24 protein-coding genes are annotated in these 23,838 nt (G+C 64.1%); 12 read left to right on the top strand and 12 right to left on the bottom strand.

Annotation, left to right across the window (positions count from 1 at the left end; translation table 11 throughout):
* Positions 1-47: 47 nt before the first annotated feature.
* The gene (locus MTX34_RS04050; RefSeq protein ID WP_243596483.1) at positions 48-785 is read left to right on the top strand and encodes a TetR/AcrR family transcriptional regulator; all 738 of its coding nucleotides are present in this window, start codon (positions 48-50) and stop codon (positions 783-785) included.
* On the opposite strand, the gene MTX34_RS04055 is transcribed toward MTX34_RS04050, so the two are convergent.
* Positions 782-958: a hypothetical protein gene (locus tag MTX34_RS04055; protein WP_243596484.1), complete on the bottom strand. Its 177-nt coding sequence runs from the start codon at positions 956-958 to the stop codon at positions 782-784. The two genes, MTX34_RS04050 and MTX34_RS04055, sit on opposite strands and share 4 nt — an antisense overlap.
* Positions 959-1,020: 62 nt before the next feature.
* Between MTX34_RS04055 and MTX34_RS04060 the strand changes: the two genes are divergently transcribed.
* Entirely contained in the window at positions 1,021-1,566 is a 546-nt protein-coding gene (locus MTX34_RS04060) for a type 1 glutamine amidotransferase domain-containing protein (protein WP_243608543.1), read from the top strand.
* A 34-nt stretch (positions 1,567-1,600) separates the two neighbouring features.
* Positions 1,601-2,572: an iron-siderophore ABC transporter substrate-binding protein gene (locus MTX34_RS04065; protein ID WP_243608544.1), complete on the top strand. Its 972-nt coding sequence runs from the start codon at positions 1,601-1,603 to the stop codon at positions 2,570-2,572.
* Between the two features lie 47 nt (positions 2,573-2,619).
* Here MTX34_RS04065 and MTX34_RS04070 read toward each other — a convergent pair whose 3' ends face one another.
* Complete coding sequence (locus tag MTX34_RS04070) at positions 2,620-3,081, bottom strand: PPOX class F420-dependent oxidoreductase (RefSeq protein ID WP_032394153.1); 462 nt, start codon at positions 3,079-3,081, stop codon at positions 2,620-2,622.
* Positions 3,082-3,114: 33 nt separating this feature from the next.
* On the opposite strand from MTX34_RS04070, the gene MTX34_RS04075 reads away from it, so the two are divergent.
* A complete protein-coding gene (locus tag MTX34_RS04075; RefSeq protein ID WP_243596487.1) occupies positions 3,115-3,972 on the top strand; it encodes a PPK2 family polyphosphate kinase in 858 nt (285 codons plus the stop codon).
* A gap of 79 nt (positions 3,973-4,051) precedes the next feature.
* Here MTX34_RS04075 and MTX34_RS04080 read toward each other — a convergent pair whose 3' ends face one another.
* From MTX34_RS04080 to aceA, 4 genes are all read right to left on the bottom strand, one after another.
* Positions 4,052-5,092 (bottom strand): NAD(P)-dependent alcohol dehydrogenase, encoded by a 1,041-nt coding sequence (locus tag MTX34_RS04080; RefSeq protein ID WP_243596488.1) that lies wholly within the window; start codon positions 5,090-5,092, stop codon positions 4,052-4,054.
* A 96-nt stretch (positions 5,093-5,188) separates the two neighbouring features.
* Positions 5,189-5,464, bottom strand: coding sequence for a hypothetical protein (locus MTX34_RS04085; RefSeq protein WP_243596489.1), 276 nt, complete (start codon positions 5,462-5,464; stop codon positions 5,189-5,191).
* A gap of 65 nt (positions 5,465-5,529) precedes the next feature.
* On the bottom strand, positions 5,530-6,405 hold the full coding sequence (locus MTX34_RS04090) for a 3-hydroxybutyryl-CoA dehydrogenase (RefSeq protein ID WP_308198471.1): 876 nt from the start codon (positions 6,403-6,405) through the stop codon (positions 5,530-5,532).
* A gap of 163 nt (positions 6,406-6,568) precedes the next feature.
* Positions 6,569-7,858 carry an isocitrate lyase gene (aceA, locus tag MTX34_RS04095; RefSeq protein WP_008713563.1) on the bottom strand — a complete coding sequence of 430 codons (1,290 nt, stop codon included), beginning with the start codon at positions 7,856-7,858 and terminating at the stop codon, positions 6,569-6,571.
* Between the two features lie 531 nt (positions 7,859-8,389).
* Here aceA and MTX34_RS04100 point away from each other — a divergent pair.
* Positions 8,390-9,337, top strand: coding sequence for a DUF559 domain-containing protein (locus MTX34_RS04100; protein ID WP_243608545.1), 948 nt, complete (start codon positions 8,390-8,392; stop codon positions 9,335-9,337).
* Positions 9,338-9,530: 193 nt separating this feature from the next.
* Here MTX34_RS04100 and MTX34_RS04105 read toward each other — a convergent pair whose 3' ends face one another.
* Positions 9,531-9,935 carry a hypothetical protein gene (locus tag MTX34_RS04105; RefSeq protein ID WP_243596491.1) on the bottom strand — a complete coding sequence of 135 codons (405 nt, stop codon included), beginning with the start codon at positions 9,933-9,935 and terminating at the stop codon, positions 9,531-9,533.
* A gap of 147 nt (positions 9,936-10,082) precedes the next feature.
* Here MTX34_RS04105 and ramB point away from each other — a divergent pair, with 147 nt between their 5' ends.
* Entirely contained in the window at positions 10,083-11,495 is a 1,413-nt protein-coding gene (gene ramB, locus MTX34_RS04110; protein WP_243608546.1) for an acetate metabolism transcriptional regulator RamB, read from the top strand.
* A gap of 17 nt (positions 11,496-11,512) precedes the next feature.
* Positions 11,513-12,277, top strand: a complete 765-nt coding sequence (locus tag MTX34_RS04115) for an LLM class flavin-dependent oxidoreductase (RefSeq protein ID WP_243608547.1) — start codon at positions 11,513-11,515, stop codon at positions 12,275-12,277.
* On the opposite strand, the gene MTX34_RS04120 is transcribed toward MTX34_RS04115, so the two are convergent.
* Both MTX34_RS04120 and mqo read right to left on the bottom strand, forming a co-directional pair.
* Positions 12,274-13,269, bottom strand: a complete 996-nt coding sequence (locus tag MTX34_RS04120; protein WP_243608548.1) for an MBL fold metallo-hydrolase — start codon at positions 13,267-13,269, stop codon at positions 12,274-12,276. The two genes, MTX34_RS04115 and MTX34_RS04120, sit on opposite strands and share 4 nt — an antisense overlap.
* A 9-nt stretch (positions 13,270-13,278) precedes the next feature.
* Positions 13,279-14,601, bottom strand: coding sequence for a malate dehydrogenase (quinone) (gene mqo, locus MTX34_RS04125; protein ID WP_243608549.1), 1,323 nt, complete (start codon positions 14,599-14,601; stop codon positions 13,279-13,281).
* Positions 14,602-14,671: 70 nt separating this feature from the next.
* Here mqo and MTX34_RS04130 point away from each other — a divergent pair, with 70 nt between their 5' ends.
* The 5 genes from MTX34_RS04130 to MTX34_RS04150 all read left to right on the top strand — a co-directional run bounded on the left by MTX34_RS04130 (position 14,672) and on the right by MTX34_RS04150 (position 21,198).
* Positions 14,672-15,334: a TetR family transcriptional regulator gene (locus tag MTX34_RS04130; protein WP_243608550.1), complete on the top strand. Its 663-nt coding sequence runs from the start codon at positions 14,672-14,674 to the stop codon at positions 15,332-15,334.
* Between the two features lie 97 nt (positions 15,335-15,431).
* Positions 15,432-16,871, top strand: a complete 1,440-nt coding sequence (locus tag MTX34_RS04135; RefSeq protein WP_243608551.1) for a gamma-aminobutyraldehyde dehydrogenase — start codon at positions 15,432-15,434, stop codon at positions 16,869-16,871.
* Entirely contained in the window at positions 16,868-18,805 is a 1,938-nt protein-coding gene (locus MTX34_RS04140; RefSeq protein WP_243608552.1) for a primary-amine oxidase, read from the top strand. Before MTX34_RS04135 ends, MTX34_RS04140 begins: the two co-directional genes overlap by 4 nt.
* Before the next feature lie 28 nt (positions 18,806-18,833).
* Complete coding sequence (locus MTX34_RS04145) at positions 18,834-19,688, top strand: universal stress protein (protein WP_243608553.1); 855 nt, start codon at positions 18,834-18,836, stop codon at positions 19,686-19,688.
* Positions 19,681-21,198: an APC family permease gene (locus MTX34_RS04150; RefSeq protein WP_243596498.1), complete on the top strand. Its 1,518-nt coding sequence runs from the start codon at positions 19,681-19,683 to the stop codon at positions 21,196-21,198. Before MTX34_RS04145 ends, MTX34_RS04150 begins: the two co-directional genes overlap by 8 nt.
* A 19-nt stretch (positions 21,199-21,217) precedes the next feature.
* On the opposite strand, the gene MTX34_RS04155 is transcribed toward MTX34_RS04150, so the two are convergent.
* The 3 genes from MTX34_RS04155 to MTX34_RS04165 all read right to left on the bottom strand — a co-directional run bounded on the left by MTX34_RS04155 (position 21,218) and on the right by MTX34_RS04165 (position 23,668).
* Positions 21,218-21,985: a MerR family transcriptional regulator gene (locus tag MTX34_RS04155; RefSeq protein WP_243608554.1), complete on the bottom strand. Its 768-nt coding sequence runs from the start codon at positions 21,983-21,985 to the stop codon at positions 21,218-21,220.
* An 18-nt stretch (positions 21,986-22,003) separates the two neighbouring features.
* Positions 22,004-23,215 carry an MFS transporter gene (locus tag MTX34_RS04160; RefSeq protein WP_243608555.1) on the bottom strand — a complete coding sequence of 404 codons (1,212 nt, stop codon included), beginning with the start codon at positions 23,213-23,215 and terminating at the stop codon, positions 22,004-22,006.
* Between the two features lie 126 nt (positions 23,216-23,341).
* A complete protein-coding gene (locus tag MTX34_RS04165) occupies positions 23,342-23,668 on the bottom strand; it encodes a hypothetical protein (protein ID WP_243608556.1) in 327 nt (108 codons plus the stop codon).
* Positions 23,669-23,838 lie beyond the last annotated feature (170 nt).

Consider the following 23,838-nt stretch of genomic DNA (forward strand, 5'->3'; position numbering starts at 1 on the left):
CGGACACAGCCTGCAATGGTGTCGGAGCAGGCGCATAGGGTGGCATTGTGGCGAGAAATACGACGGAGGCAAAGCTGGACGAGTCCGAGCCGAGCGAGGACAAGCCCAAGGCCGAGAAGCCGGACGGCCGCAAACGTCGGTGGCGCGAGCACAAGATCGCGCGACGCGAGGAACTCGTCGACGGCACGTTGGCCGCCATCCGGCTGCGCGGTCGCGAGATCGGAATGGACGAGATCGCGTCGGAGATCGGTATCTCCAAGACCGTGCTCTACCGGTACTTCACCGACAAGAACGATCTGACGAGCGCAACCATGTCACGGTACGTCGAAACGACGCTCGCCCCGCGCATCTACGCCGCGATCTCGCACGAGCTGGACGAGTACGAGCTCACTCGCGTCGTGGTGACCGCGTACGTCGAGACGGTGGCCACCGATCCCGAGGTGTACCTGTACGTCATGGCGAACAACGCCGGCAACAACCGCGACGTCGTCGCCGAGTCGGAGCGAATGATCGCCGAGTTGCTCTCGACCGTGCTGGGCGAGCGCCTTCGCCAACGCGAGATGGACTCGGGCGGCTCGGTGCCGTGGGCGTTCGCCATCGTCGGTGCGGTCCAGCTGGCCACCCACTGGTGGATCTCCAACAAGTCGATGTCGGCGGACGACCTGATCGACTACCTCTGCATGATGATGTGGGGCGGAATCCACGGGGTCGCCATGGCCGACGGCTCACCGGCGAAGTTCAAGTCGCAGCCCCACCCTCTGGTCGACGAGTCCGGAACGTCCTAACGCTCGTCGTACCCCTCGTCGTCCAGTGGCACCTCGGCTCGCTGGTCCAGAACGTCTCGAGCGTCGGCCTCGACGGGCAGATCGTCCACGTTCGGCTCGGCCGGCTCGTCCACGATCGGCAGGTCCTGCTGCGCGCGATCCTCGGCGGGAGTTTCGATGGGTGATTCGCTCATGTCTCCATTCGTACCATCGCTCGTCAGTTTGAGATCCGGCCCGGTCGGACATCCGAACAGGTATGACCAACGAAACCCTGACCGGACGCCGCATCGCCATTCTCGCCACTGACGGCGTCGAGCAAGTCGAGCTGGTTCAGCCCCGCGAAGCCGTCGAAAAAGCCGGAGCCACAGTCACATTGGTCGCACTCGACCATGGCGACATCCAAGCCATGGAGAGCGACGTCAATGCCGCCGACACCTTCACCGTCGACCGCGTCGTCGCCGACGTGTCTGCGGACGACTTCGACGCCCTGATCCTGCCCGGCGGAACCACCAACCCCGACCAACTTCGTGTCGACGCGGACGCGGTCGAGTTCGTCCGCGCATTCGTGCAGGCCCGCAAGCCCGTCGGCGTCATCTGCCACGGAGCCTGGACCCTCGTCGAGGCCGACGTCGTGAAGGGCCGGACGTTGACGTCCTACCCGAGCATCCGCACCGACATCCGCAATGCGGGTGGCACGGTCGTCGACGAGGAAGTGGTCGTCGACGGGAACCTGGTCTCGAGCCGCAACCCGGACGACCTGCCGGCCTTCTGCGCGAAGATCGTGGAGCATTTCCGCGCTTGATAGGTTAGCGTGCCCTATGCGCATCTCTCGTTCAGTGGCTGTGCCTGCGGCAGTCCTCACCCTTGCCCTCGCCCTCACCGCATGCAGTTCCGACGCCTCTGACGGCGACACCACCGACCCCTCCGAGGCCGGTGGTGTCGTGGTCACCGACATGTTCGGTGACGTCGAAGTTCCAGCAGACCCCCAACGCGTAGTGGCGCTCGGTTGGTCGGACGCAGAGACCGCGCTGGCCCTCGGGGTGGAACCGGTCGGGGCCAGCGACTGGCTCGGCGTCGGTGGAAACGGCTTGGGACCGTGGGTCGACGAGTCCTACGACACCGACCCCACGATCGTCGGCACCTTCGACGTCGACTTGGAATCGGTTGCCGCTCTGACCCCGGACTTGATTCTCTGGACGCGTAGCACCAACGACAAGGCGGTCTACGACCAGCTGTCCGACATCGCACCCACCGTCGCGGCACCACCGGGAACCGACGTCGCCTACGGCACCACGTGGGACGGCCAGACCGAGATCGTCGCCGAGGCGCTCGGAAAGGTCGACGAGGGCAAGAAGCTCGTCGACGACACCCAGGCACTGATCGACGACACGATCGCGGCCAACCCGGAGTTCGCCGACAAGACCGTCGCCGTCGGCACGCTCTACAGCGGACAGATCGGTGCCTACGTGCGCGGCGACACCCGCGTCGACTACCTCGAATCACTCGGCATGACGAACACCCCGGCCATCCAGAACCTCGCCGAGCCGGGAGCGTTCAGCATCGAACTCTCCGAAGAGAACGTCGCTGCCCTCGACGCCGACCTCACCGTCATGTTCCCCATCGGCACCGGACCCGAGGTGATCACCGAGAACCCGTCGATCCAGGGCCTGCCGTCGGCACGCGACGGACGCCTCGTAGTTCTCGGTGACCTCGACCTGTCCAACGCATTCTCGGCCGCCTCGGTGGCCGGTACCCGATACGCACTGGAAAACGCAGTACCGCTCTTCGCAGCACCGCTGAAGGGCTAGATCACACTCTTCCGGGCGGGCTTGTCACACTCTCCCGGGCGGGCTTGTCACACTCTTCCCGGGGGAAATCCACCCGCGGCGATCGGTCCCCAGGTGTCGATCACGATGCGTATCAACGACTTTCCCTGCTTCACCATCGCCGCGCGGTACTCGTCCCAGTCCGAGTGCTCGCCTGCGATGCTGCGGAAGTACTCCACCAGCGGCTCGACGGCGTCGGGCAGATCGATGATCTCGGCCGTCCCGTCGACCTGCACGTAGTCACCGTTCCAGTCGTCACTGTGCACCAGCACCGTGACGGCGGAATTGCGGCGGATGTTGTGTACCTTCGCGCGCTCGGGGTAGGTGGCGATGACGATGCGGCCTTCCGAGTCCACCCCGGCCGAGACCGGAGAGACCTGCAGGCCGTCGTCGCGCTTGCGGGTGATCAGGGTGTGATGGTGCCGCGGGGAGACGAATTCGAGCAATTCCTCACGCGACACGGTTTCTGCTTTTGCGATGGTAGGGGCCATGAATCCCATGGTAGAGAAGTAGTCTTCTCGCCTATGGCCGACAAGTCGAAACTGTGGACGCTCTCGCCCGTCGATGTGCTGCGCGCCGGCGCATCTCCCCGTGTGGAGGACATCGATTTCACGGCAACTCCGGGATTCGACGGCGCGAAAGCACACGGCAACGACGTCCTCGAGCAGCGCGGTGCAGTTCTTGCGGCGCTCCAGGAAAAGCTCTATGCCCACGGGCGCGCAGGCGGCACCAAGTCGGTCCTGCTGGTGTTGCAGGGCATGGACACCGCGGGCAAGGGCGGCATGGTCAAACACGTCATCGGGATGGTCGATCCGCAGGGTGTCGACCTCGCCTCGTTCGGGGTGCCGACCCAGAAAGAGAAGCAGCACCACTATCTGTGGCGCATCCGCAACGCACTTCCGCGGGCCGGCCGAATCGGGGTGTTCGATCGGTCCCACTACGAGGACGTGCTCGTCGTCGCGGTCCACGATCTCGTGCCGCGGCAGGTGTGGGAGAAGCGATTCGACGAGATCAACGCCTTCGAGAAGGAATTGGTCGACGAGGACACGGTCGTCGTCAAGGTGGCCTTGTTCGTCTCGGCGGACGAGCAGAAGAAGCGGTTGCAGGAGCGGCTCGATCGACCGGACAAGCACTGGAAGTACAACCCGGGCGATGTGACCGAGCGTGGCTTCCTACCGCAGTACCGGGAGGCGTATCAGCGAGTCCTGGATCGTACGGATACCGACCACGCACCGTGGTACGTCGTTCCGTCCGACCGTAAGTGGTACAGCAGACTTGCTGTCACGGAAATTCTCATCGACGCCCTCGAGAAGCTCGATCTCGACTGGCCTGCAGCAGATTTCGACGTCGAACACGAGAAGAAGCGGCTGGCCGAGAGCTGAACCCCCTTCGAAGGCGTGAATGGTCCATTGACCCCCGTCTGGGCAGGTCAATGGACCATTCACGCGTACAACGAGACAGTTACAGCGTGGCTGCGTCGATCACGAAGCGGTAGCGCACGTCGGACTTGACGACGCGGTCGTATGCCTCGTTGATCTTCTCGGCCGGGATGACCTCGATCTCGGCACCGATGTGGTGCTCGGCGCAGAAGTCCAGCATTTCCTGGGTCTCGGCGATGCCGCCGACCATCGAGCCCGCGAACGAGCGGCGGTTGGCCAGCAGATTGAATGCAGGCACCTCGAGGGGCTTCTCGGGAACACCGAGCTCGACGAGGGTGCCGTTACGGGCCAACAGTCCCAGGTACTTGCCCATGGGCAGGTTGGCCGAGACGGTGTTGAGGATCAGGTCGAACTTGCCCTGGAGATCCTTGAGCGCGGTGGTGTCCTTGGTGGCGTAGTACTCGTCGGCACCGTAGGCCTTGCCGTCTGCCTCCTTGGCATCGGTCTGGCTCAGCACGGTGACATGCGCACCCATGGCGTGAGCGATCTTGACGCCGATGTGTCCGAGTCCGCCCATTCCGATGATGGCGACCTTCTTGTCGGGGCCCGCTCCCCAGTGCTTGAGCGGCGAGTACAGCGTGATGCCTGCGCACAGCAGCGGTGCCGCGACATCGAGCTCGATGCCCTCGGGGATGCCGAGCACGAACTTCTCCGTGACGACGATCTGGGTGGAGTATCCACCGTTGGTGAACTCACCCTCGTAGGTCTTCGAGTTGTAGGTCTGGACGACGCCCTTGGTGCAGTACTGCTCGTCGCCGTCCTTGCATGCCTCACACTCGCCACAGGAGTCGACGAAGCAGCCGACGCCGACGCGGTCGCCGACCTTGCGGCTGGTCACCTCGGAGCCGACCTCGGCAACGATGCCGGCGATCTCGTGTCCGGGAACCACGGGGTACGAGGTGCCGCCCCATTCGTTGCGGGCGGTGTGGATGTCGGAGTGGCAGATGCCCGCGAACTTCACGTCGATGAGGATGTCGTTCGGTCCGACGGCGCGCCGCTCGATCGTCGCCTTCTCGAGCGGGGCGTCCGGAGCAGTGGCCTGGTAAGCGGTAGCTGAAGTCATGACTACATTGCTACCTACGCATCTGTGTAAGCGCAACACAGCTACCGCCCCGACCAGGCTATTCCTATTTCAAACGAGTCGTTCGCAACACTAACTTCAGCCGTTCTTGGCGATATTCACGCCGAGCCATCCAACATACGCCGCCAGACCGATCAGTCCGATTTTGCGAGTCTTGGGGTACGCGATGGCCGCGCCGACGGCCAGTTCAGTGGCTCCGTTGCGGCTGATCCACGTTCGAGTGTCCGTAGGGAACGGGAGCTTGGTGATTCCTTCGAAGGCCTCGGGTACCACGAAGTGGGCGGCGCCGGTGGCGGCCAACCCGATTCCGAATGCCTTGGGTACCAGACCGTTCGACTTCTTGGACTTGCTCACTGACACGCTCCCTGCGATCGAAGTGGTTGAACTGGCAAAACGACAATAGCGCTACGAGACGGTGGTTACTTTGCGACCCGGCCGTTCTCGTAGCGATAGAACCCGATTCCGGTCTTCTTACCCACTTGCCCGGCCCCGACCATCTGCAGCAGCAGCGGCGGCGGCGCGAACAACGGTTCCGCGAATTCCGAGTACATGGAATCTGCAATGGCTTTCACGGTGTCCAGACCGATCAGATCGGCGAGCGCGAGCGGGCCCATCGGGTGCGCCAGTCCCAACACGGTCGCTTTGTCGACATCTTCCTTGGTGGCGAATCCGGATTCGACCATGCGAATCGCGGAGAGCAGATACGGCACGAGCAGCGCGTTGACGACAAATCCCGAGCGGTCGGCCGACCGCACCACCTGCTTGCCGAGAACGTCGCCTGCGAATCGCTCGGCGCGGTCGGCGACCGTCTCGGAGGTCGCATCGGTGGTGACGAGCTCGACGAGTGGCAGCACCGGTACCGGGTTGAAGAAATGCAGTCCGACGATTCGGTTCGGAGACGTCGTAGCGGATCCGAGCGTCGTGATGGGAATGGAGGAGGTGTTCGAGGCGAGTACGGCGCCGGGGTCGGTCACGACCGCGTCGAGCTCGGTGAAGATATCCGTCTTGATCTTCTCGTCCTCGAGCACTGCTTCGACGACGAGTTGGCGATCGGCGAAGTCGGCCAGATCGAAGGTGAAGCGGAGCCTGCACGCCGCGTTCTCTCGTTCGCGTTCGGTGATCTTGCCGCTGCTGACGCCGCGGTCCAGTGATCGGAGGATGCGATTGCGGCCGGCCGCGGTCAGTTCGCGGGTCTGCTCGTAGACCAACACATCGACGTGTGCGCGGGCGCAGACCTCCGCGATTCCCGCCCCCATCTGTCCCGCTCCGACGATCCCCACCCTCTCGACCGTCACAGAAAACTCCTAGCCAATAATGTTGCAGCACAACAGCTTTTAGTGAGATGAGGGTAACTCTGATCGGGTACGCCCAAAACCTTCGTCGTACAGAACAGGCGGCCCGCAACGAAAGTTGCGGACCGCCTGACTAGTGCGCTGAAGATCCGGGAGGCGGGCTAGCTCAGTGGAACTGGCCTTCTTCGGTGGAGCCCTTCAGTGCAGCCGTCGAGGTGTTGGGGTCGACGGTGGTGGCGATGCGGTCGAAGTAGCCCGCGCCAACCTCACGCTGGTGCTTGATGGCGGTGAAGCCGCGCTCTTCGGCAGCCTTGAACTCGCGCTCCTGCAGGTCGACGAACGCGGTCATGCCTTCGCGGGCGTAGCCGTGTGCCAGGTCGAACATGCCGTAGTTGAGCGAGTGGAAGCCTGCGAGGGTGATGAACTGGAACTTGAAGCCCATGGCTCCGAGTTCCTTCTGGAACTTGGCGATGGTCGCGTCGTCCAGGTGCGCCTTCCAGTTGAACGAAGGCGAGCAGTTGTAGGCGAGCAGCTGGTCCGGGAACTCGCTGCGAACCGACTCGGAGAACTTCTTGGCGACCTCGAGATCCGGCACGCCGGTCTCCATCCAGATGAGGTCGGCGTACGGGGCGTAGGCCTTGGCGCGAGCGATGCAGGGCTCGATGCCGTTCTTGACGCCGAAGAAGCCTTCTGCGGTGCGGGTTCCGTCCAGGAACTCACGGTCGCGCTCGTCGACGTCGGAGGTGATCAGCGTGGCTGCCTCGGCGTCGGTGCGAGCGATGATGACCGACGGGACGTCGGCGACGTCGGACGCGAGCCGCGCCGAGGTCAGGGTGCGGATGTGCTGCTGGGTCGGGATGAGAACCTTGCCGCCGAGGTGGCCGCACTTCTTCTCCGATGCGAGCTGATCCTCCCAGTGCACGCCTGCGGCGCCGGCCACGATCATGGCCTTCTGCAGCTCGTAGGCGTTCAGTGCGCCACCGAAGCCGGCTTCGGCGTCGGCGACGATCGGTGCAACCCAGTTCTTGACGGACGTGTCGCCCTCGATCTTGGCGATCTCGTCGGCGCGCAGGAGTGCGTTGTTGATGCGACGGACGACCGACGGCACCGAGTTGGCCGGGTAGAGGCTCTGGTCCGGGTACGTGTGGCCCGAGAGGTTCGCGTCGCCTGCGACCTGCCAGCCGGAGAGGTAGATCGCCTGGAGGCCGGCGCGAATCTGCTGCACGGCCTGGTTGCCGGTGAGGGCACCGAGCGAGTTGATGTAGTCCTCGTTGTTCACGAGGTCCCACAGGACCTCGCTGCCGCGGCGAGCGAGTGTCGCTTCTTCGACGACGGTGCCCTGGAGGTCGGAGACCTGCTGCGCGGTGAAGTTACGGGTGACGCCCTTCCAGCGCGGGTTGGTGTCCCAATCCTGCTGAATCTCGGCGGTGGTCTTCGGGGTGCCGGTGGTCGACATCTTCAGCTCCAGTCTCTTCTGCTTCTCGGCCTGCCTCGAGACGAATCTTCACATCGTTGCCAGGCCCTTCTGGTGTACTCCAAAACAATGGCACAACGGAAAACAGGCGTCTACCAGTTGTTAGTGCCAATCTTGGCTAGCTTTCCCTACACGCTTGCTAACTTTGCAAATTTTCGGCCGCGACAAACCTCTCCGATCGGACGGCGCGGTTACTCGTCAGTAGCGATGAATCCCCAGTTGATGAACGCAATGAACAAAAACTCATACAGGACGCTTGTACGGTTTGAACGGCACGTCTGAATCGAGTCAGAACTCGGATTCGACGTGATGGACATCACACTACCTCCATCCCAGAATGTGAACACTCACGGGTTGCGCCACTAGACGCCACTTCCGCGGGGATCCCCGGCTCGACGCCTCGGAATGGAGCGCAACGTGCACTCATCCACAGACACGCAGCTATCCACAGGGCATTCCATTCCCCCAGGTCGGCCCACCGACGCCACCCCAGCGCTCCCCGACACTGCACCCATGACACCCGAAGCAGGCTCCACTCCCAGACCCACAGGTCATTCCGCAGGCTCCACTCCCAGACCCACAGGTCATTCCGCAGGCTCCACTCCCAGATCCACAGGTCATTCCGCAGGCTCCACTCCCGGCCCCGCCACCCTCCAGCAGCTCCTGGCCTCCGGACTCCACCCCAGCACCGTCTCGCGTCACTTCACCCGTGTTCTGCCGACGGTCCACATGCGCGGGGAACCGTCGACGATGGATCGGTGTCGGGCCGTTTCGCTGTGGCGACCGGACGCCGTGCTCAGTCACCGGTCGGCCGCCTACTTACGGGGCTGGACGACCGAACCGACAACCCTCGACGCCACGGTCCCCAGCTCGGCGAGATTGCGGCCACCGCCATGGCTTCGGCTACACCGTCGGACACTCGATTCCAGGCTCGTCGACGAGGTCGAGACCCTGCCGTGCACCACGCCCGCACAGACGATTCTCGATTGCCTGGCGGTACTCCCCCGCGCCGAGGCCGAGTTGCTGATCGACGAACGCCTGAAGTTCGGACTCGACCCCGCGTCGTTGCTCCGCCTGCTCGAACGATTCCCGGGTCGACGCGGCAACGCAGAGTTGGCTCGCCAAGTTCGGCTGGCAGTGACCAGGTTCGCTTCGGAACGGGAGCGGTCACTGGGACGCGCGCTGCACCGGATCGGGCTGTACCTGGAGATGAATGCGGCAGTCGGTCCGTACATCTGCGACCTCGTCGACCGTCGCAGCCGAACGATCATCGAAGTGGACGGACGCGAATTCCACAGTGCAGCCGGGGTATTCAGCAAGGATCGGCGCAGGCAGAACGCGCTGGTGCTCGATCGCTGGCTGGTGCTGCGCTACTCGGCATTCGACGTACTGGCCGCACCGGACGTCATCGCCGGAGAGATTGCGTCGGTGATCCGACGACGTCGGGAATCGAGGCGATGACTGCACACGGTGCTCCACTCCCGTGCCGGAAGCGGGATATAGCGGTTCTGCCGCGTCGAGTGGAGCACCTGTTGCACCAGGCCGGTCGCAGTAGCCGACTCGGCGATGACTGCACACAATGCTCCACTCCCGTGCCCGCGTACGAGGTTCATCGCACGCGCCCACGGGAGTGGAGCACCAGTTGCAGGAAATCTCAGATACGAACGCCGCTGCGCTCGTCACTGGCCGCAACCACCCGAGAGGTGACCGGTGCCCGGCGCGAGGCCAGCACCCCGAGCGCGCCCATGGCGGCGATCACGAGTCCGCCGATGATGGCGAACAGGTCCGCGGCCAGTAGGCCGGACGGGAACACCATCAGTGCGGGCGAGACCGCGAGCAACAGACCGAGACCCACGTGGGTCCAGTGGCTCTGCCTGGACGCGGATCCGATGGCCCAGAGCGCAGACGACGCAGCGAGGATGCCGAGCACCAGGATGGCTCCGGTGACCTCCTGGTCCCCCTGGACGGGAAGCCAGACGGTGGAAGCGACGAGCACGGCTCCCGTGACGAACACGACGACGTCCCTGACGATTTCGGATGTGCGCTGACGGTTGGACATGACCGCTCCTCGTGGTGCGTGGTGAATAGCTCGTATACCGGTATACGCCTTTACCTCGGCTAATGTTCCCGAACAGCACCGCATTGTGATCCAGCAGCTAGCTGCCAATGCTGTTAAGCCAATTCTTCGCAGGCGTAGCCTGACACTGTGTCCAAGACTTTCGTCGGCGTGCGGCTTCGGCAGTTGCGCAGCGAACGCAGCATGAGTCAGGTGTCGCTGGCGCAGAAGCTGGGCATCTCGGCCAGCTATCTCAACCAGATCGAGCACGACGTGCGCCCGTTGACAGTTCCGGTGCTGCTGCGCATCTCGGAGGTTTTCGGCGTAGACACCTCGTTCTTCTCCTCGGAGGACGACACCAGGCTGGTCGCCGAGATGCGCGAGGTCGCCCTCGATCAGGACATGGGTATCGACGCCGATGCGCACGAAATTGCGCAGATGGTCAGTTCGCACCCGCAGTTGGCGCGAGCGATGGTCAACATGCACCGTCGATACCGCAATACGACAGCTCAGCTTCTGGCCGCAACCGAGGACCGCTTCTCCGACGGCAGTGGCAGTGGTTCGATCAGCAAGCCACACGAAGAAGTGCGCGACTACTTCTATCAGCGACAGAATTATCTGCACGATCTGGATACCGCGGCGGAGGCGTTGACCTCGAGAATCCGATTCCATCGCGCCGACCTGGGCGGCGAGATCGCCAAGCGGCTGCGGACGGTGCACGATGTCCAGATCGTCAACCGGATCGACCTCGGCGAGAACGTGTTGCACCGTTTCGACCCGCAGTCGCGAGTGTTGGAAATTTCACCACATCTGTCCGGTGGGCAGAAGGTATTCCGGTACGCGGCCGAACTGGCCTACCTGGAATGCGGAGATCTGCTGAACAAGATGGCCGACGAGGGAAACTTCACGAGCGAGTCGTCGAAGAAATTGGCGGTGCTCGGATTCGCGAACTACTTCGCTGCCGCGACGGTGTTGCCGTATCACCATTTCCACGATGTTGCCGAGGATTTTCGCTACGACATAGAGCGACTCTCGGCCTTCTTCTCTGTCAGTTACGAGACGGTCTGCCATCGGCTCTCCACCCTGCAGAGACCCGAGCTGAGGGGCGTCCCGTTCTCGTTCGTCCGAGTCGACCGCGCAGGAAATATGTCGAAAAGGCAGTCCGCCACCGGCTTTCACTTCTCGTCGAGCGGCGGTACCTGCCCTCTGTGGAATGTGTACGAGACTTTCGCCTATCCCGGCAAGATCATGACGCAGATCGCCGAGATGCCCGACGGCCGCAACTACCTGTGGATCGCACGCACAGTGGAGCGTCGGGCCGCGCGTTACGGACAGCCCGGCAAGACCTTCGCCATCGGCCTCGGTTGCGAACTCCGCCACGCCGGACGTCTGGTGTATGCCGACGGACTGGACGTACAGGGCTCGGCCGCTGCGACGCCGATCGGCGCCGGTTGCCGGGTCTGCGAACGCTCGAACTGCCCGCAACGTGCCTTTCCGCCACTGGGGAAGGACCTCGACATAGACGAGCACCGAAGTTCGGTGTCCCCGTACCTCGTTCGCTGAGAAGAAGGAGATCTGCAATGACGCGAATCGGCGTCGTACTTCGACCCGAGGTTCCGCCGGAGGCAATAGTCGAAGCAGCACGTGCGGCCGACCGCGCTGGCGTCGACGAGGTGTGGTTGTGGGAAGACTGCTTCTTCTCCGGCGGAATGGCCACTGCTGCACTGGTTCTCGCGAGCACCGATCGCGTGAACGTCGGCGTCGGGGTATTGCCCACTCCGATGCGGAACGTGGCAGCCACAGCCATGGAGATCGCAGCAGCGGCCCGAGTTCATCCGGGACGGCTACGCGTCGGACTCGGACACGGGGTCCAGTCGTGGATGGGCCAGATCGGCGCGCGAGTGCAATCGCCTCTGACATTGCTCGACGAACAGATGGCGGCGCTCACCGCGCTGTTGGCAGGCGAGAGCGTCACCGTGCAGGGCCGGTATGTTTCACTCGACAATGTGCAGCTGAATTGGCCTCCAACGCAGGCCTTTCCGCTGCTGGTCGGCGCGACCGGACCGAAAACTCTGGCCCTCAGCGGCCGCACAAGTGCGGGCACCATTCTCACGAGCGAGACATCACCGGATCAGGTGCGAACGGCAATCGAACAGATCGACGGTGGGCCGGGACACGAGATCGTCGTCTACGTGGCCGTAGCGTCCGATTCCGATGCCGACCCCGGCAACCTGCAACGCTGGATCGATGCCGGCGCTACCACCGTCGTGCTCGAACCCGCCGCAGACCGATTCGATCTGTCCACTCTGTTCGCACAGGCGGCGGCGGCGACGGAGCGGTTCTAGCACTCTCGCAAGAACCGCCCCGCGTCCGCGAACGCCCGTGCTCGACGCGTCAGCGTGGGTGGCGCAGCGGGCTCCCCTCGCCACAGGCGGTAGAGCGTGCTCATGCTCAGGATCAGTCGTTCCGGTGAGTCCCAGTGTGCATACCGACCGAATTCGGGTGACTTCAGCAGATTGAGGGCGGCCTCGGTGGAGTCGAGTCCGGCGTCGAAGCACGTGCGTCCGGCCTCGGACACCCAGGTCCAGTAATTGCGGACTGCGCGGATCTCGTCGGTGCCGCACAGGGGTCCGTGGCCCGGGACGTAGACGGAGGCGTCGAGTTCGAGAAGGTGGTCGAGGGCGTCGATCCAGTTCTGCAACGGGCCGTGCCAGAGCACCGGGGTGGCGTCGATGAACAGCAGGTCGCCGGCGAACACCACTCCGACATCGGGGAGGTGGGCGATGAGATCGCCCTCGGTGTGCGCCGGGCCCAGGTAGCGCAGGTGCACGGATCGCCCTGCTACGTCGATGGTGTCGGTGGTCTCGAAGGTGTGATCCGGCAATCGCGGCAGCGTCGTGGGGAAGGTGGCGTTGCCGCGGACTCGGTTCATGTAGGAGCCCATTGCTCCCACCGGTCCCGGCACCCAGCCGATCTTCGCGCCGAGAGAGGCGAACGCGTTCACCCCTTTCGGTGGTGTCTCCTCTTTCATGGCGTGCAGTGACGCAGCACTGGTGGTGATACGAGCAGTGGCGGGGACGGTGTCGTTTCCCCACCAGTGGTCGCCGTCCGAGTGAGTGTTGAGCACCTCGGTGATCGGCGCGTCGGCAACCAATTCGGCGGTGTCGACGGCGACCCGCTGCGCCCAGTTCACATCCCACACGGTGTCGATCAGCATCGACGCGGAACCGGGCCCCACGATCAATCCGGTGTTGGTCTGTCCCCAGCTGCCGGGCGGCCGCATGAAAGCCCAGGTGTCGTCGGCGATCTGTCGGTATCCCACCTCTGTGTCTGCCACCGCCACAGGCTAGCCGGTGAGCAGCTCCCGCACGTGAGAGTCCCACCGCCGTTCCGGGAAGCACCGATTCAACAGCTCGATCATGATGGGCACGGCCGTGGATGCACCGGGAGATGCGCCGAGCACCGTGGCAATCGTGCCGTCCTGTGAGGCAAGCACTTCGGTACCGAACCGCAGTTCACCGTTCTTCACGATCTGGGCGCGTTGGCCTGCGCTGGCGAGGGACCAGTCCGCTGACTCTGCACGAGGCAGAAACTCACGGAGCGCAGCGATCTTCCTGCTCCGCGTCGCGGTCAACTCCGAGAGCAGCAATCCGATCAATGGCGTATTGCGGCGGACCATCGACAGCAGCGAGCCGATGTTGTTCCTGTCGACCGATCGCGGAAGGTCGAGTAGAGATCCATGTTTCAGGAACCTCGGGTTCGCCCCTGCATACGGCCCGAAGAGCACAGATCGCCGACCGTCGACGATGCGCGTGTCCAGGTGGGGCACCGACATCGGCGGAGCCCCGATGGGCGGAGTGCCGTACACCTTGGCATCGTGCCGATCGACCACCTCCGGTCTGTCGCACCGGATGAACTGCCCACTGATCGGCAACAGGCCGTAGCCCCGCGCTTCGGGAATCCCGGCTCGGCGCAACATCTTCAGAGCCCAGCCACCTGCCCCGACGAAGACGAAGCGAGCACGCTCCACCGGGCGACCGCCCCGCACGCCGAGTCGCCAGGACCCATCTCGATCCTGATGCAATCCACGCACTTCACGTCCGGTTTCGACACTCGCGCCTGCGACCGACATGGCGTCGAACAGCTGCCGCGTCGCTGCTCCGAAGTCCACGTCGGTGCCGGTCGCATCTCGAGTCGCCGCCCACTCCCCCGTCCTACCCTCGGCCACGAGAGGTGCCCAGTGCCGTAGTACCGCAGGATCTTCGGTGTACTCCATCGCCTCGAACAGTGGGTGTGTACGCAACGCTCGGTGCCGCGCACGCAGGAACTCGACGTTGTCGGCACCCCGCACCAACGTCATGTGCGGTACAGGCCGGACGAAGTCGGCCCGAGGAAGTGTCGACCAGAAGCGCCGGGTCATCGCGAACTGCTCGGCAATCCGCACTGCTCGATCGATGTCGACGGATCCGTCGGAACGCACTGTCGTGTAGTTGGTCTCACACAGGCCGGCATGGCCGGTTCCGGCGTTGTTCCAGCCGTCGGATGCTTCCGCTGCCACGCGAGGCAATCGCTCGAGTACTCGGATCGACCAGGTCGGTTCCAGTCTTTGCAACAGTGTTCCCAATGTCGCGCTCATGATTCCGCCGCCGACGAGGATGACGTCGTCCATCTTCCGCCCCTTTCTCGTACTAAGTACAAGTCACGCTAGCACCGACTCGTACACCTGTATAGTTCTGCCGATGCCTCGCCTGACCAGGACAGCCGTCGTCGAAGCCGCGCTGGACGTCGCATACCGGCGCGGACTGGACTCACTCACCATCCGCAAGATCGCCACCGAACTGAACGTCTCCCCCATGGCGATCTACTGGCATGTGAAGAACAAGGACGAACTTCTCGACGCCATGGGCGACCGGGTTTGCCAGGACCTCGAGATCACCGTCGACCCCACCGCTGCGTGGTGGGAGCAACTCCGCACCGTGCACGAGGACTTCATGCGCGCCCTGCGCGCACACCCGGGGGCCGCGACTATCGTGGTTCCACGAATGCTGTTCTCTCCCAACAGTAGAACTGCGATGGAACTGGCCCTGAAGCTCCTGCGTGAGGCCGGTTTCTCCCTCCCCGACGCCACTCAGCTCGCTCGGCAGGGTGTCCGGGTCGCCATTTCGCTGATCACGGAGCCGTTGTTCACCGGTCTCGATGTCGAACCGGAGCGCCGGGCACATGTCGAGCACGAGGTGGCGTCGACGATGGACTCTCTCGATCCCGAGGAGTTCCCGAACATTCTCGCTGCAGCCCCGCATCTGGGTGACCCCACTGCTCGGGCAGCGTTCGAGAAGCTCGGTCTCGATACCTTCATCGCAGGCGTCAGAGCTCTCGCCACCAGCACCGACATTTCGTCCTGATCGAGACCCAGGCATTGGACGACTTGTCGGGTGGCGAAGTCTCGTCCGTAGGTGCAGGCTTTGCAGAACCGAAACTGTCGACGCTAGGGGTTCAGAGATGACGGTGCCTGTCCTGCAGAACTACATCGACGGGGCGTTCGTGACGCCCTCGGGCACCGAGATGCTCGATGTGGTGAATCCGGTGGACGAGTCGATTGTCGCCCACTCCCCCATCTCCGACGCCGCCGACGTCGAGGCCGCAATGTCGGCCGCTGCCAGCGCATTCGAGACCTGGGGCAAGACGACACCGGGTGAGCGACAGAAGGTTCTCCTGAAACTGGCCGACGCCATCGAGGCGCACAGCGACGAGATCGTCGAGGCGCAGAGCCGCAACACCGGTCAGCCCAAGGCCACCATCGCCGCCGAGGAAGTGACGGTCGGTGCGGATCAGATCCGATTCTTCGCAGGCGCGGCGCGGATGCTCGAGGGCAAGTCGGCCGGCGAATACATGGACGGCTTCACGTCCTATGTTCGACGCGAACCGATCGGTGTCGTCGGCCAGGTGACCCCGTGGAACTACCCGTTCATGATGGCGATCTGGAAGATCGGTCCCGCGCTGGCCGCCGGAAACACCGTCGTGCTCAAGCCCAGTGACACCACTCCCGAGAGCACGCTGGTGCTGGCGAAGCTGTCGAAGGGCATCGTTCCGGACGGCGTGCTCAACGTCGTCCTCGGCAACGGCGGCACCGGTGCCGCGATCGTCGAGCACAAGACTCCAGGCCTGGTGTCGATCACCGGATCCGTCCGCGCCGGCATTGCCGTGGCCGTGGCCGCCGCCAAGCAGCTCAAGCGGGCGCATCTCGAACTCGGCGGCAAGGCACCGGCAATCGTGTTCGACGACGTCGACATCAGCAAGGCCGCCGACGGCATCGCCGAGGCCGCATTCTTCAACGCCGGCCAGGACTGCACCGCCGTCACCCGCGTCCTGGTACACGAGTCGGTACACGACACCCTCGTCGATGCTCTTGTGGCCAAGGCGAAGACACTGAAGGTCGGCCTACCCGACGACCCCGATACCTTCCTCGGGCCACTGAACAACATCAACCACTTCGGCCAGGTGAGCTCCAAGGTCGACGGTATCGGCGCGCATGCCACCATCGTGACCGGCGGTAAGCGCATCGGAGACAAGGGCTTCTTCTTCGAGCCCACCATCATCACCGGCGTGCAGCAGTCCGATCCCATCGTGCAGGAGGAGACGTTCGGCCCGGTGCTCACGGTGCAGAAGTTCACCGACGAAGCCGAGGCGATCACCCTGGCCAACGACGTCGACTTCGGTCTCGCGTCGAGCGTCTGGACCTCCGATCACGCACGCACACTTCGCATTTCGGCAGCCCTGGACTTCGGTGCCGTCTGGGTCAACTGCCACATCCCGTTGGTCGCGGAGATGCCGCACGGTGGATTCAAATACTCCGGTTATGGCAAGGACCTCTCGGCGTACGGCGTCGAGGACTACACCCGCATCAAGCATGTGATGAGCTCGACGGAGTCCATCTCGTGACCTCTCATCCCCTCGACCCGCTGTCGAGCGACGAATTCTCCACCGTCGCCGAGGTTCTGGGCCGTGAACACGGCGTCGGCGACGGGTGGCGATTCGCGTCGATCGAGATGATCGAACCGCCCAAGTCCGAGGTAGCCGCATTCGACGCGGATGGTACGGTGCCTGCGCGTCGAGCAGTGTCGGTGGTGTTGAATCGCGCCGAGAACACCACGTTCAAAGCCGTGGTGTCGCTGGACAGCAGAAGCACCGAATCGTGGACGCACATCCCCGATGTGCAGCCCAACTTCACCGTCGACGAGTGGGAGGAGGCCGACGCGGCCCTGCGCGCCCACCCCGATGTCATTGCTGCCCTTGCCGATCGCGGCATCACCGATCTGGATCTGGTGTTCATGGACACCTGGACGTACGGCGAGGCGGTGACGCCCGAGAAGTACAAGGGTCGACGCCTCGGCTGGTCGGATACCTGGGTCAAGGCCGCGGAGGGTGCCAATCCCTATGCCGGGCCGGTCGGCGGTTTCCACTGCGTGATCGACGTGAACACGATGGAACTGCTCGAGATCGAGGACACGTACCGCGTCGAGCGGCCGGAGATCATGGGCGAGTACGTGCCCCGACACATTCCGGAACGCATCCGCAACGCCAGTAGCCGGCCGCCGCTGAAGCCGCTCGAGATCACCCAGCCGGACGGCCCGTCGTTCGAGTTGGACGGCAACAAGCTCACATGGCAGAACTGGTCGCTCCGCGTGGGGTTCAACTACCGCGAGGGCATGACGCTGCATGCCGTCAGCTACAACGACAACGGGAACGTGCGGTCGGTCGCCAATCGAATGTCGTTCGCGGAGATGATCGTTCCGTATCGCGATCACACCGAGGACCACTACCGGCGCACCGCGTTCGATATCGGCGAGTGGGGTCTCGGTTTCATGACCACCTCGCTCGAGCTCGGCTGCGACTGCCTGGGCGAGATCCGCTACCTCGACGCGGTGCTGCACAACAGCAAGGGTGAGCCGTACACGATCACCAACGCCATCTGCATCCACGAGGAAGACAATGCCGTGCTGTGGAAGCACGTCGATCACGACGCCGGGGCCGAGGTGCGTCGGATGCGCCGCCTCACCGTCAGCTTCCACGCCACCGTCGCCAACTACGAGTACCTCGTCTACTGGCGGTTCTACCAGGACGGCAACATCGAGTGCGAGGTGCGCGCGACGGGGATCATGGTCGTCACCCACTTCGCTCCCGGGCAATCTCACCCATCCGGAACGCTGGTCGACAACCGAACCTACGCGCCGTACCACCAGCACTTCCTGGTCGCCCGCCTCGATCTGGACATCGACGGCACCGAGAACACCGTGTATGCCAGTGAGACACAACGGGTTCCGATGGGCCCGGACAATCCTTACGGCCTCGCCCTCACTCAGGTCAACACTCCCCTGACCACCGAGTCCCAAGGCAAGCAGGATTACGACTGGAACACGCAGAAGGCGTGGAAGGTCGTCAACGACAACGTCACCAACGGCCTCGGCACCCGGCCCGCGTACAAGCTGGTTCCGGGAGCGGCGATCCCATCGATGTTCGATCCCGCGTCGCCGATCTTCCAGCGTTCCCAGGTGATCGGCCACACCGTCTGGGTCACCCCCAACTCACCCGACGAACGTTGGCCCAGCGGCGAATTCGTCAACCAGAGTGGCGTCGACCACGGGCTGCCGGAGTGGACCGAGGCGGATCGAAGCATCGAGAACACCGATGTCGTCGTCTGGTACACGTTCGGAATCCATCACATCACCCGGCCGGAGGATTGGCCGGTGATGCCGGCGGACACGGTCTCGTTCTGGCTGAAGCCGTTCGGCTTCTTCGATCGCAACCCGTCACTGGACGTTGCCCCCTCCGCGTCGAAGCATTGCCACACCGATCCCGGTAGCACCTGTCATTAGCTCGACCGACTTCAGGGAAGGTCCGAAAATGCGTCTGATCGTGGGGTACCAGGCAACACCGAGTGGCGCGGACGGAATCGCCTTGGGCGCAACCCTTGCCCGCTCTCTACAAGCATCGCTGGACATCGCACTGGTGCTGCCGCAGGAGCGTCCGGTGCCGTCCAAAGCGCCCGTCGAGGCGGGGTACGACGACATCTTGATCGACCAGGCCACCGAGTGGCTGGCCGAGGCACTGAAGATGGTGCCCGAGGACGTGGAGGCGCGTACGCACCTGCTGTTCGACGAGTCGTTCGCACAGGGACTGCTGGACTGTGTCGACGAATGCGAGGCCTACATGATCGTGGTCGGTGCGGCCGGTGACGGTCTGCTCGGACGCCACTCGATCGGCACCGTCACCAGCGATCTGCTGCACGTTGCGCACGTGCCCCTCGCGCTGGCTCCGCGGGGGTATCGGCATTCGCCGCCGCAGCGCATTCGCGAGATCACGTGCGCCATCGGAAACAGGCCGGGGGCAGCAGAACTCGTCGACGCGGCCACCGACCTGTCCGTCACCGCCGAGTTGCCGCTTCGCCTACTCTCCCTCGTGTCCGCAGACCCGCAATCGGCACGGGGACCGGGAGGTCTCGCCGAGGCCGAGGAGGTGCTGAGCACCGTACAAGCGGGACTACCCGAGGGATCGGACGTGCAGTTGAGGGTGGCGGAGGGCTCCGGCATCGAGAAGGCCGTGTCATCGCTCGACTGGCACGACGGCGACGTGTTGATGGTGGGCTCGTCTCGGCTCGCCCAGCCGCATCGCCTGTTCCTGGGATCGGTTGCCGCCAAGATGCTTCGGGTCGTTCCCGTTCCGATGATCGTTGTTCCGAGAGAGGCCGGCGATGAATGAGCACAAGGTAGTGGACGTCGAGTCCAAGGGACTGTCCGCCGGCCAGCTCGGGTTGCTGGCGAGTGTGGTCCTGGGCATCTCGACCATCGCACCCGCGTACGCGCTCACCGCGTCGCTCGGGCCGACGGTCACCGAGGTCGGGGTACATCTGCCCGCGATCTTCATCGTCGGCTTCATCCCGATGTTGTTGGTGGCGTTGGGCTATCGAGAGCTCAACGCGGCCGAGCCCGACAGCGGCACGTCGTTCACGTGGGCGTCGAAGGCCTTCGGCCCGTACGTCGGTTGGATGGGCGGGTGGGGCCTGATCGCGGCGACCATCATCGTGCTCTCGAACCTGGCCGGAGTGGCCGTCGACTTCTTCTATCTCTTTCTCGCCCAGGTCACCAGCAACGACTCCTTGGCCGACCTGACCGGCAACAAGCTCGTCAACATCGTCACGTGTCTGGTGTTCATGGCGTTGGCGGCGTGGCTCTGCTACCGCGGGATGCAGGAGACCAAGCGCGTCCAGTACACGATGCTCGGCTTCCAACTGCTGGTGATGGCGTGGTTCATCGTGGCCGCGTTCGTCAAGGTGGGCTCGGGCGAGGGGGCCCAGGACATCTCGTTCGGCCTGGACTGGTTCGACCCGTTCGGCATCCCGAGCTTCTCCGCGTTCACGGCGGGCCTGTCCCTGTCGATCTTCATGTACTGGGGTTGGGACGTCTGTCTGACGGTCAACGAGGAAACCTCCGGCAGCGCAAAGATTCCCGGCCGCGCCGCGCTGGTCACGGTATTCTTCATCATCGTTCTGTACTTGCTCACCGCCGTGGCCACCCTGCTCTTCGCCGGCACCGGCGACACCGGAAACGGACTGCAGAACCCCGACACCACCGACAACGTGTTCGCCGCCCTCGCCGGGCCGGTGATGGGTCCGTTCGCGATCCTGCTGTCCCTGGCCGTGTTGAGCAGCTCCGCCAGTTCACTGCAGGCCACGTTCATCTCGCCGGCCCGCACGTTGCTCGCGATGGGCCACTACCAGGCCCTACCGAAGCGGTTCGCCTCCATCACACCGAGATTCAGCACTCCGGGCTTCGCGACGCTGGTGGCAGGCGGCGCGTCGGCCGGCTTCTACGCCGTGATGCGAGTGGTGAGCGACAACGTTCTCACCGACACCATCGCCGCGCTCGGACTGATGATCTGCTTCTACTACGGCATCACGGCGTTCGCCTGTGTCTGGTATTTCCGTGAAGAGTTGTTCACCAGCACCCGCAACTTCTTCTTCAAATTCCTCGCCCCGCTCCTCGGTGGCGTCGGCATGGCCGTGGTGTTCGTGCAGACCTCGGTCGACGCCTGGGACCCCGAATTCGGCAGCGGCTCATCACTGTTCGGTATCGGCATGGTGTTCCTCATCGGCGTCGGCATCATCGTTCTCGGCATGGTGGTCATGGCGGTGGTGGCACTGCGCAAGCCGGAATTCTTCAAGGGCAACATTCTCCGCCGCGATACTCCGTCCCTGATCGTCGAAGACTGACGATCGGCGACGGCCGTCGTCAGGGTCGGGAGTGTTCGATGCCGCGCTCCTGCAGACCGTGCATGATCAGCTCGGTGACGCGCACCCAGGCCGGCCGGTCGGCCCACTGCTCCGCGAGCAGCGAGTTGGCCGCGGGGTCGTCGAGACCGCGCTCGAACGACCACTCGAGGGCATCACCGGCCCAGGCGTTCACCATCCATTCGACCGTGTCGTCCGCGAGTTGCTGGATCCGTGGGTTATCGGGTTCGAGCTCGGCAGCTCGAAACGAGCGCACCATCAGTGCCAGATAGCCCGGGTCCCTGAGCATGACGGCACCGAACTCCTCCAGCCAGGGATCGAGCCGGGGCCGGTAGACGGCATACGTCAGCACCCAGGCATCGCGATAATGATCGACGACGGCGGAGTCTATGCCCGCTTCGCGAAGATGCGTGATCAGGCCGACGATCACATCGGGAAGGACCAGCGCGTCGCCTGCACGCAGCAGCCTGAGTCTGTCGCGGTCCTTCTCCAGCCGTTCGATCCTGGTGCTCAGCTCGGCGTCGATGTCGACCAAGGCGAGGTCGAGTGATTCCTGCGAGGCGTCGAGCAGATCGTGGACACGCGCCAGTGGCACACCGGCCGAGGCGAGAGCAACGACGCGGGAGAGCCTCAGCACGGCTTCCCCGTCGTACAGACGGTAACCGGAGGTGTCGCGCTTCGGCTCGTCCAACAGCCCCTGCTGGTGGTAGAACCGCACGGTTCGGGTCGTCACTCCCACATAGGATGCCAGCTCACCGATACGCAGCATGGCGACCATTCTTGCCGATCAACGGTCCACCCCGGCGGAGTCCGGCACCGGTTCGGTCAGCTCACGCGCACCGGGACTGAGCACCGCATAGGCAGCGACAGCGGTCCAGCCGATTCCCATCACGACTGCCCCGAGAGCGAGATCACCGCCGACGAGCATAACCGACATCAGCCCCAACCCCATCGGCCCGGCGACGAGCCCGCCCATGTTCAGCCAGCCGAGAACGCGCCCCCGGACGTCTGCGGGGACGCGTTCGGCCACGTAGACATTCCAGATCGGGCCGAACAGTCCGGACCCGAGACCCATCACGAGCATCCCGGCCGCCACGATCCAGAAACCGTGCAGCTGTGCGAACAACCAGATGCCGGCCGTCATCGCGGCCATTCCCGTCACGAAGGTGGCCCGTCGCGATCGAGCGGCCAGGAAAGCGAACAGGGCCGACCCTGCCAGGGCACCGATGGCGAACGCAGACATGGCCAGGCCCAGCTGCCCGGGTTCGCCGATCTCGTTGAAGTGGCCGGGCAACAGCAGGCTGATCATCGGCGGGGTCACCAGGCTCGAGAGGAACGCGAAGATCAGCATCGCCCGCAATGCAGGCGTGGCACGGATCAGGCGCAGGGCACTGCCTGCCCCCGTGGCAGCAGTCGCGAATGCCTGGCCCATGACCGGAACCAGCGCAGTCAGCACCGCAGCGGCCGCAGACGAGGCGGCGGTGACGGCAACGACGTCGATCGGATCCAGCACGCTGAGCAGGAGACCCGCCAGCGCCGGTCCGGCCAGGAACGCCAACGAGAAGCCGGTCTGAAAGAACCCTGCCACTGTCGTGACCGACGTTCCCGAGATCGACGCGACGTCGGCGAGCATCGCCTGGCGAGCTGTCATCCCCGGAACATCGAAGACAGCGCCTGCGACTGCCAGCACCACGAACCATGGCACCGACAATCCCACCGTCGCACTCACCACGATCAGGCCGAGCACTGCGGCCGCGCTGCCGAGATCGGAGGCGACGGCCACGTTGCGTGCCCCGAATCGGTCGATCAGCCGACCACCTGCGAACGTTGCCGGCACCGCAGCGATGCCGGCTGCGGCTGCGATCAGGCCTGCCGACGACAGACTTCCGGTCGTGGCCAGCACCAACCAGGGCAGGACGATCGTGATGGCCGAGTTGCCGAACAGTGACAACGACGCGCCACCGATGTACAGCGGGACAGCAAGACGGATGCGGTTCATGACTCGATCATCACGATTGACGTTGCGTCAAGGTCAAGATGAAAGTGCCAGACGGGCCACGACACGGTGACGGCGCATCAACCGTCGGGCGTGGCGGCGGCATTCACTCCGTATCGGGCAGAGGTATTACGAGCTGCGTCGAACCTCGAACTGCTCACCGACGACGACGGTCTGCGCTTCGGTCACGCAGTCCAGGCGTCCGTCCAGTCGCAGCGAGACGTTGTATTCACCCTGCTTGAGGTTGAACGTGGTGATGGTGACACTGGTGGCGCTGTCTTCCACGACGACGCGGTGACTCAGCGACAGCATGCCGTTGTGCAGGACCTCGCACATCTGCCCTGGTAGAACGTTGTCTACGTGGACCGTGATGGTCTTCGGCCCGCCGAGAGCCTCGATGGTGGGCTGCGGCGTGCTCGACCCGACGAGTCTGAGGTAGCTCTTGTCTTTGCGCACGGCCTCGACTTCCCTGTTAGCGTGCTTCACCCGAAGGTGAACGTCCGACGTGGTCTCGTTGGTGCTTCGTGGCGCGATGGATAACGGATTGGTTTCGCACGTCGTCATCGGCCTCGACCCGAGCCTCTCTTTACATCGGGGGCGTAACCGTCCGCGTTACGAACCCGCCT

Origin of the sequence: Rhodococcus sp. ARC_M5 (genome assembly GCF_022810405.1) — a bacterium.
GTDB classification, from domain to species: domain Bacteria; phylum Actinomycetota; class Actinomycetes; order Mycobacteriales; family Mycobacteriaceae; genus Rhodococcoides; species Rhodococcoides navarretei.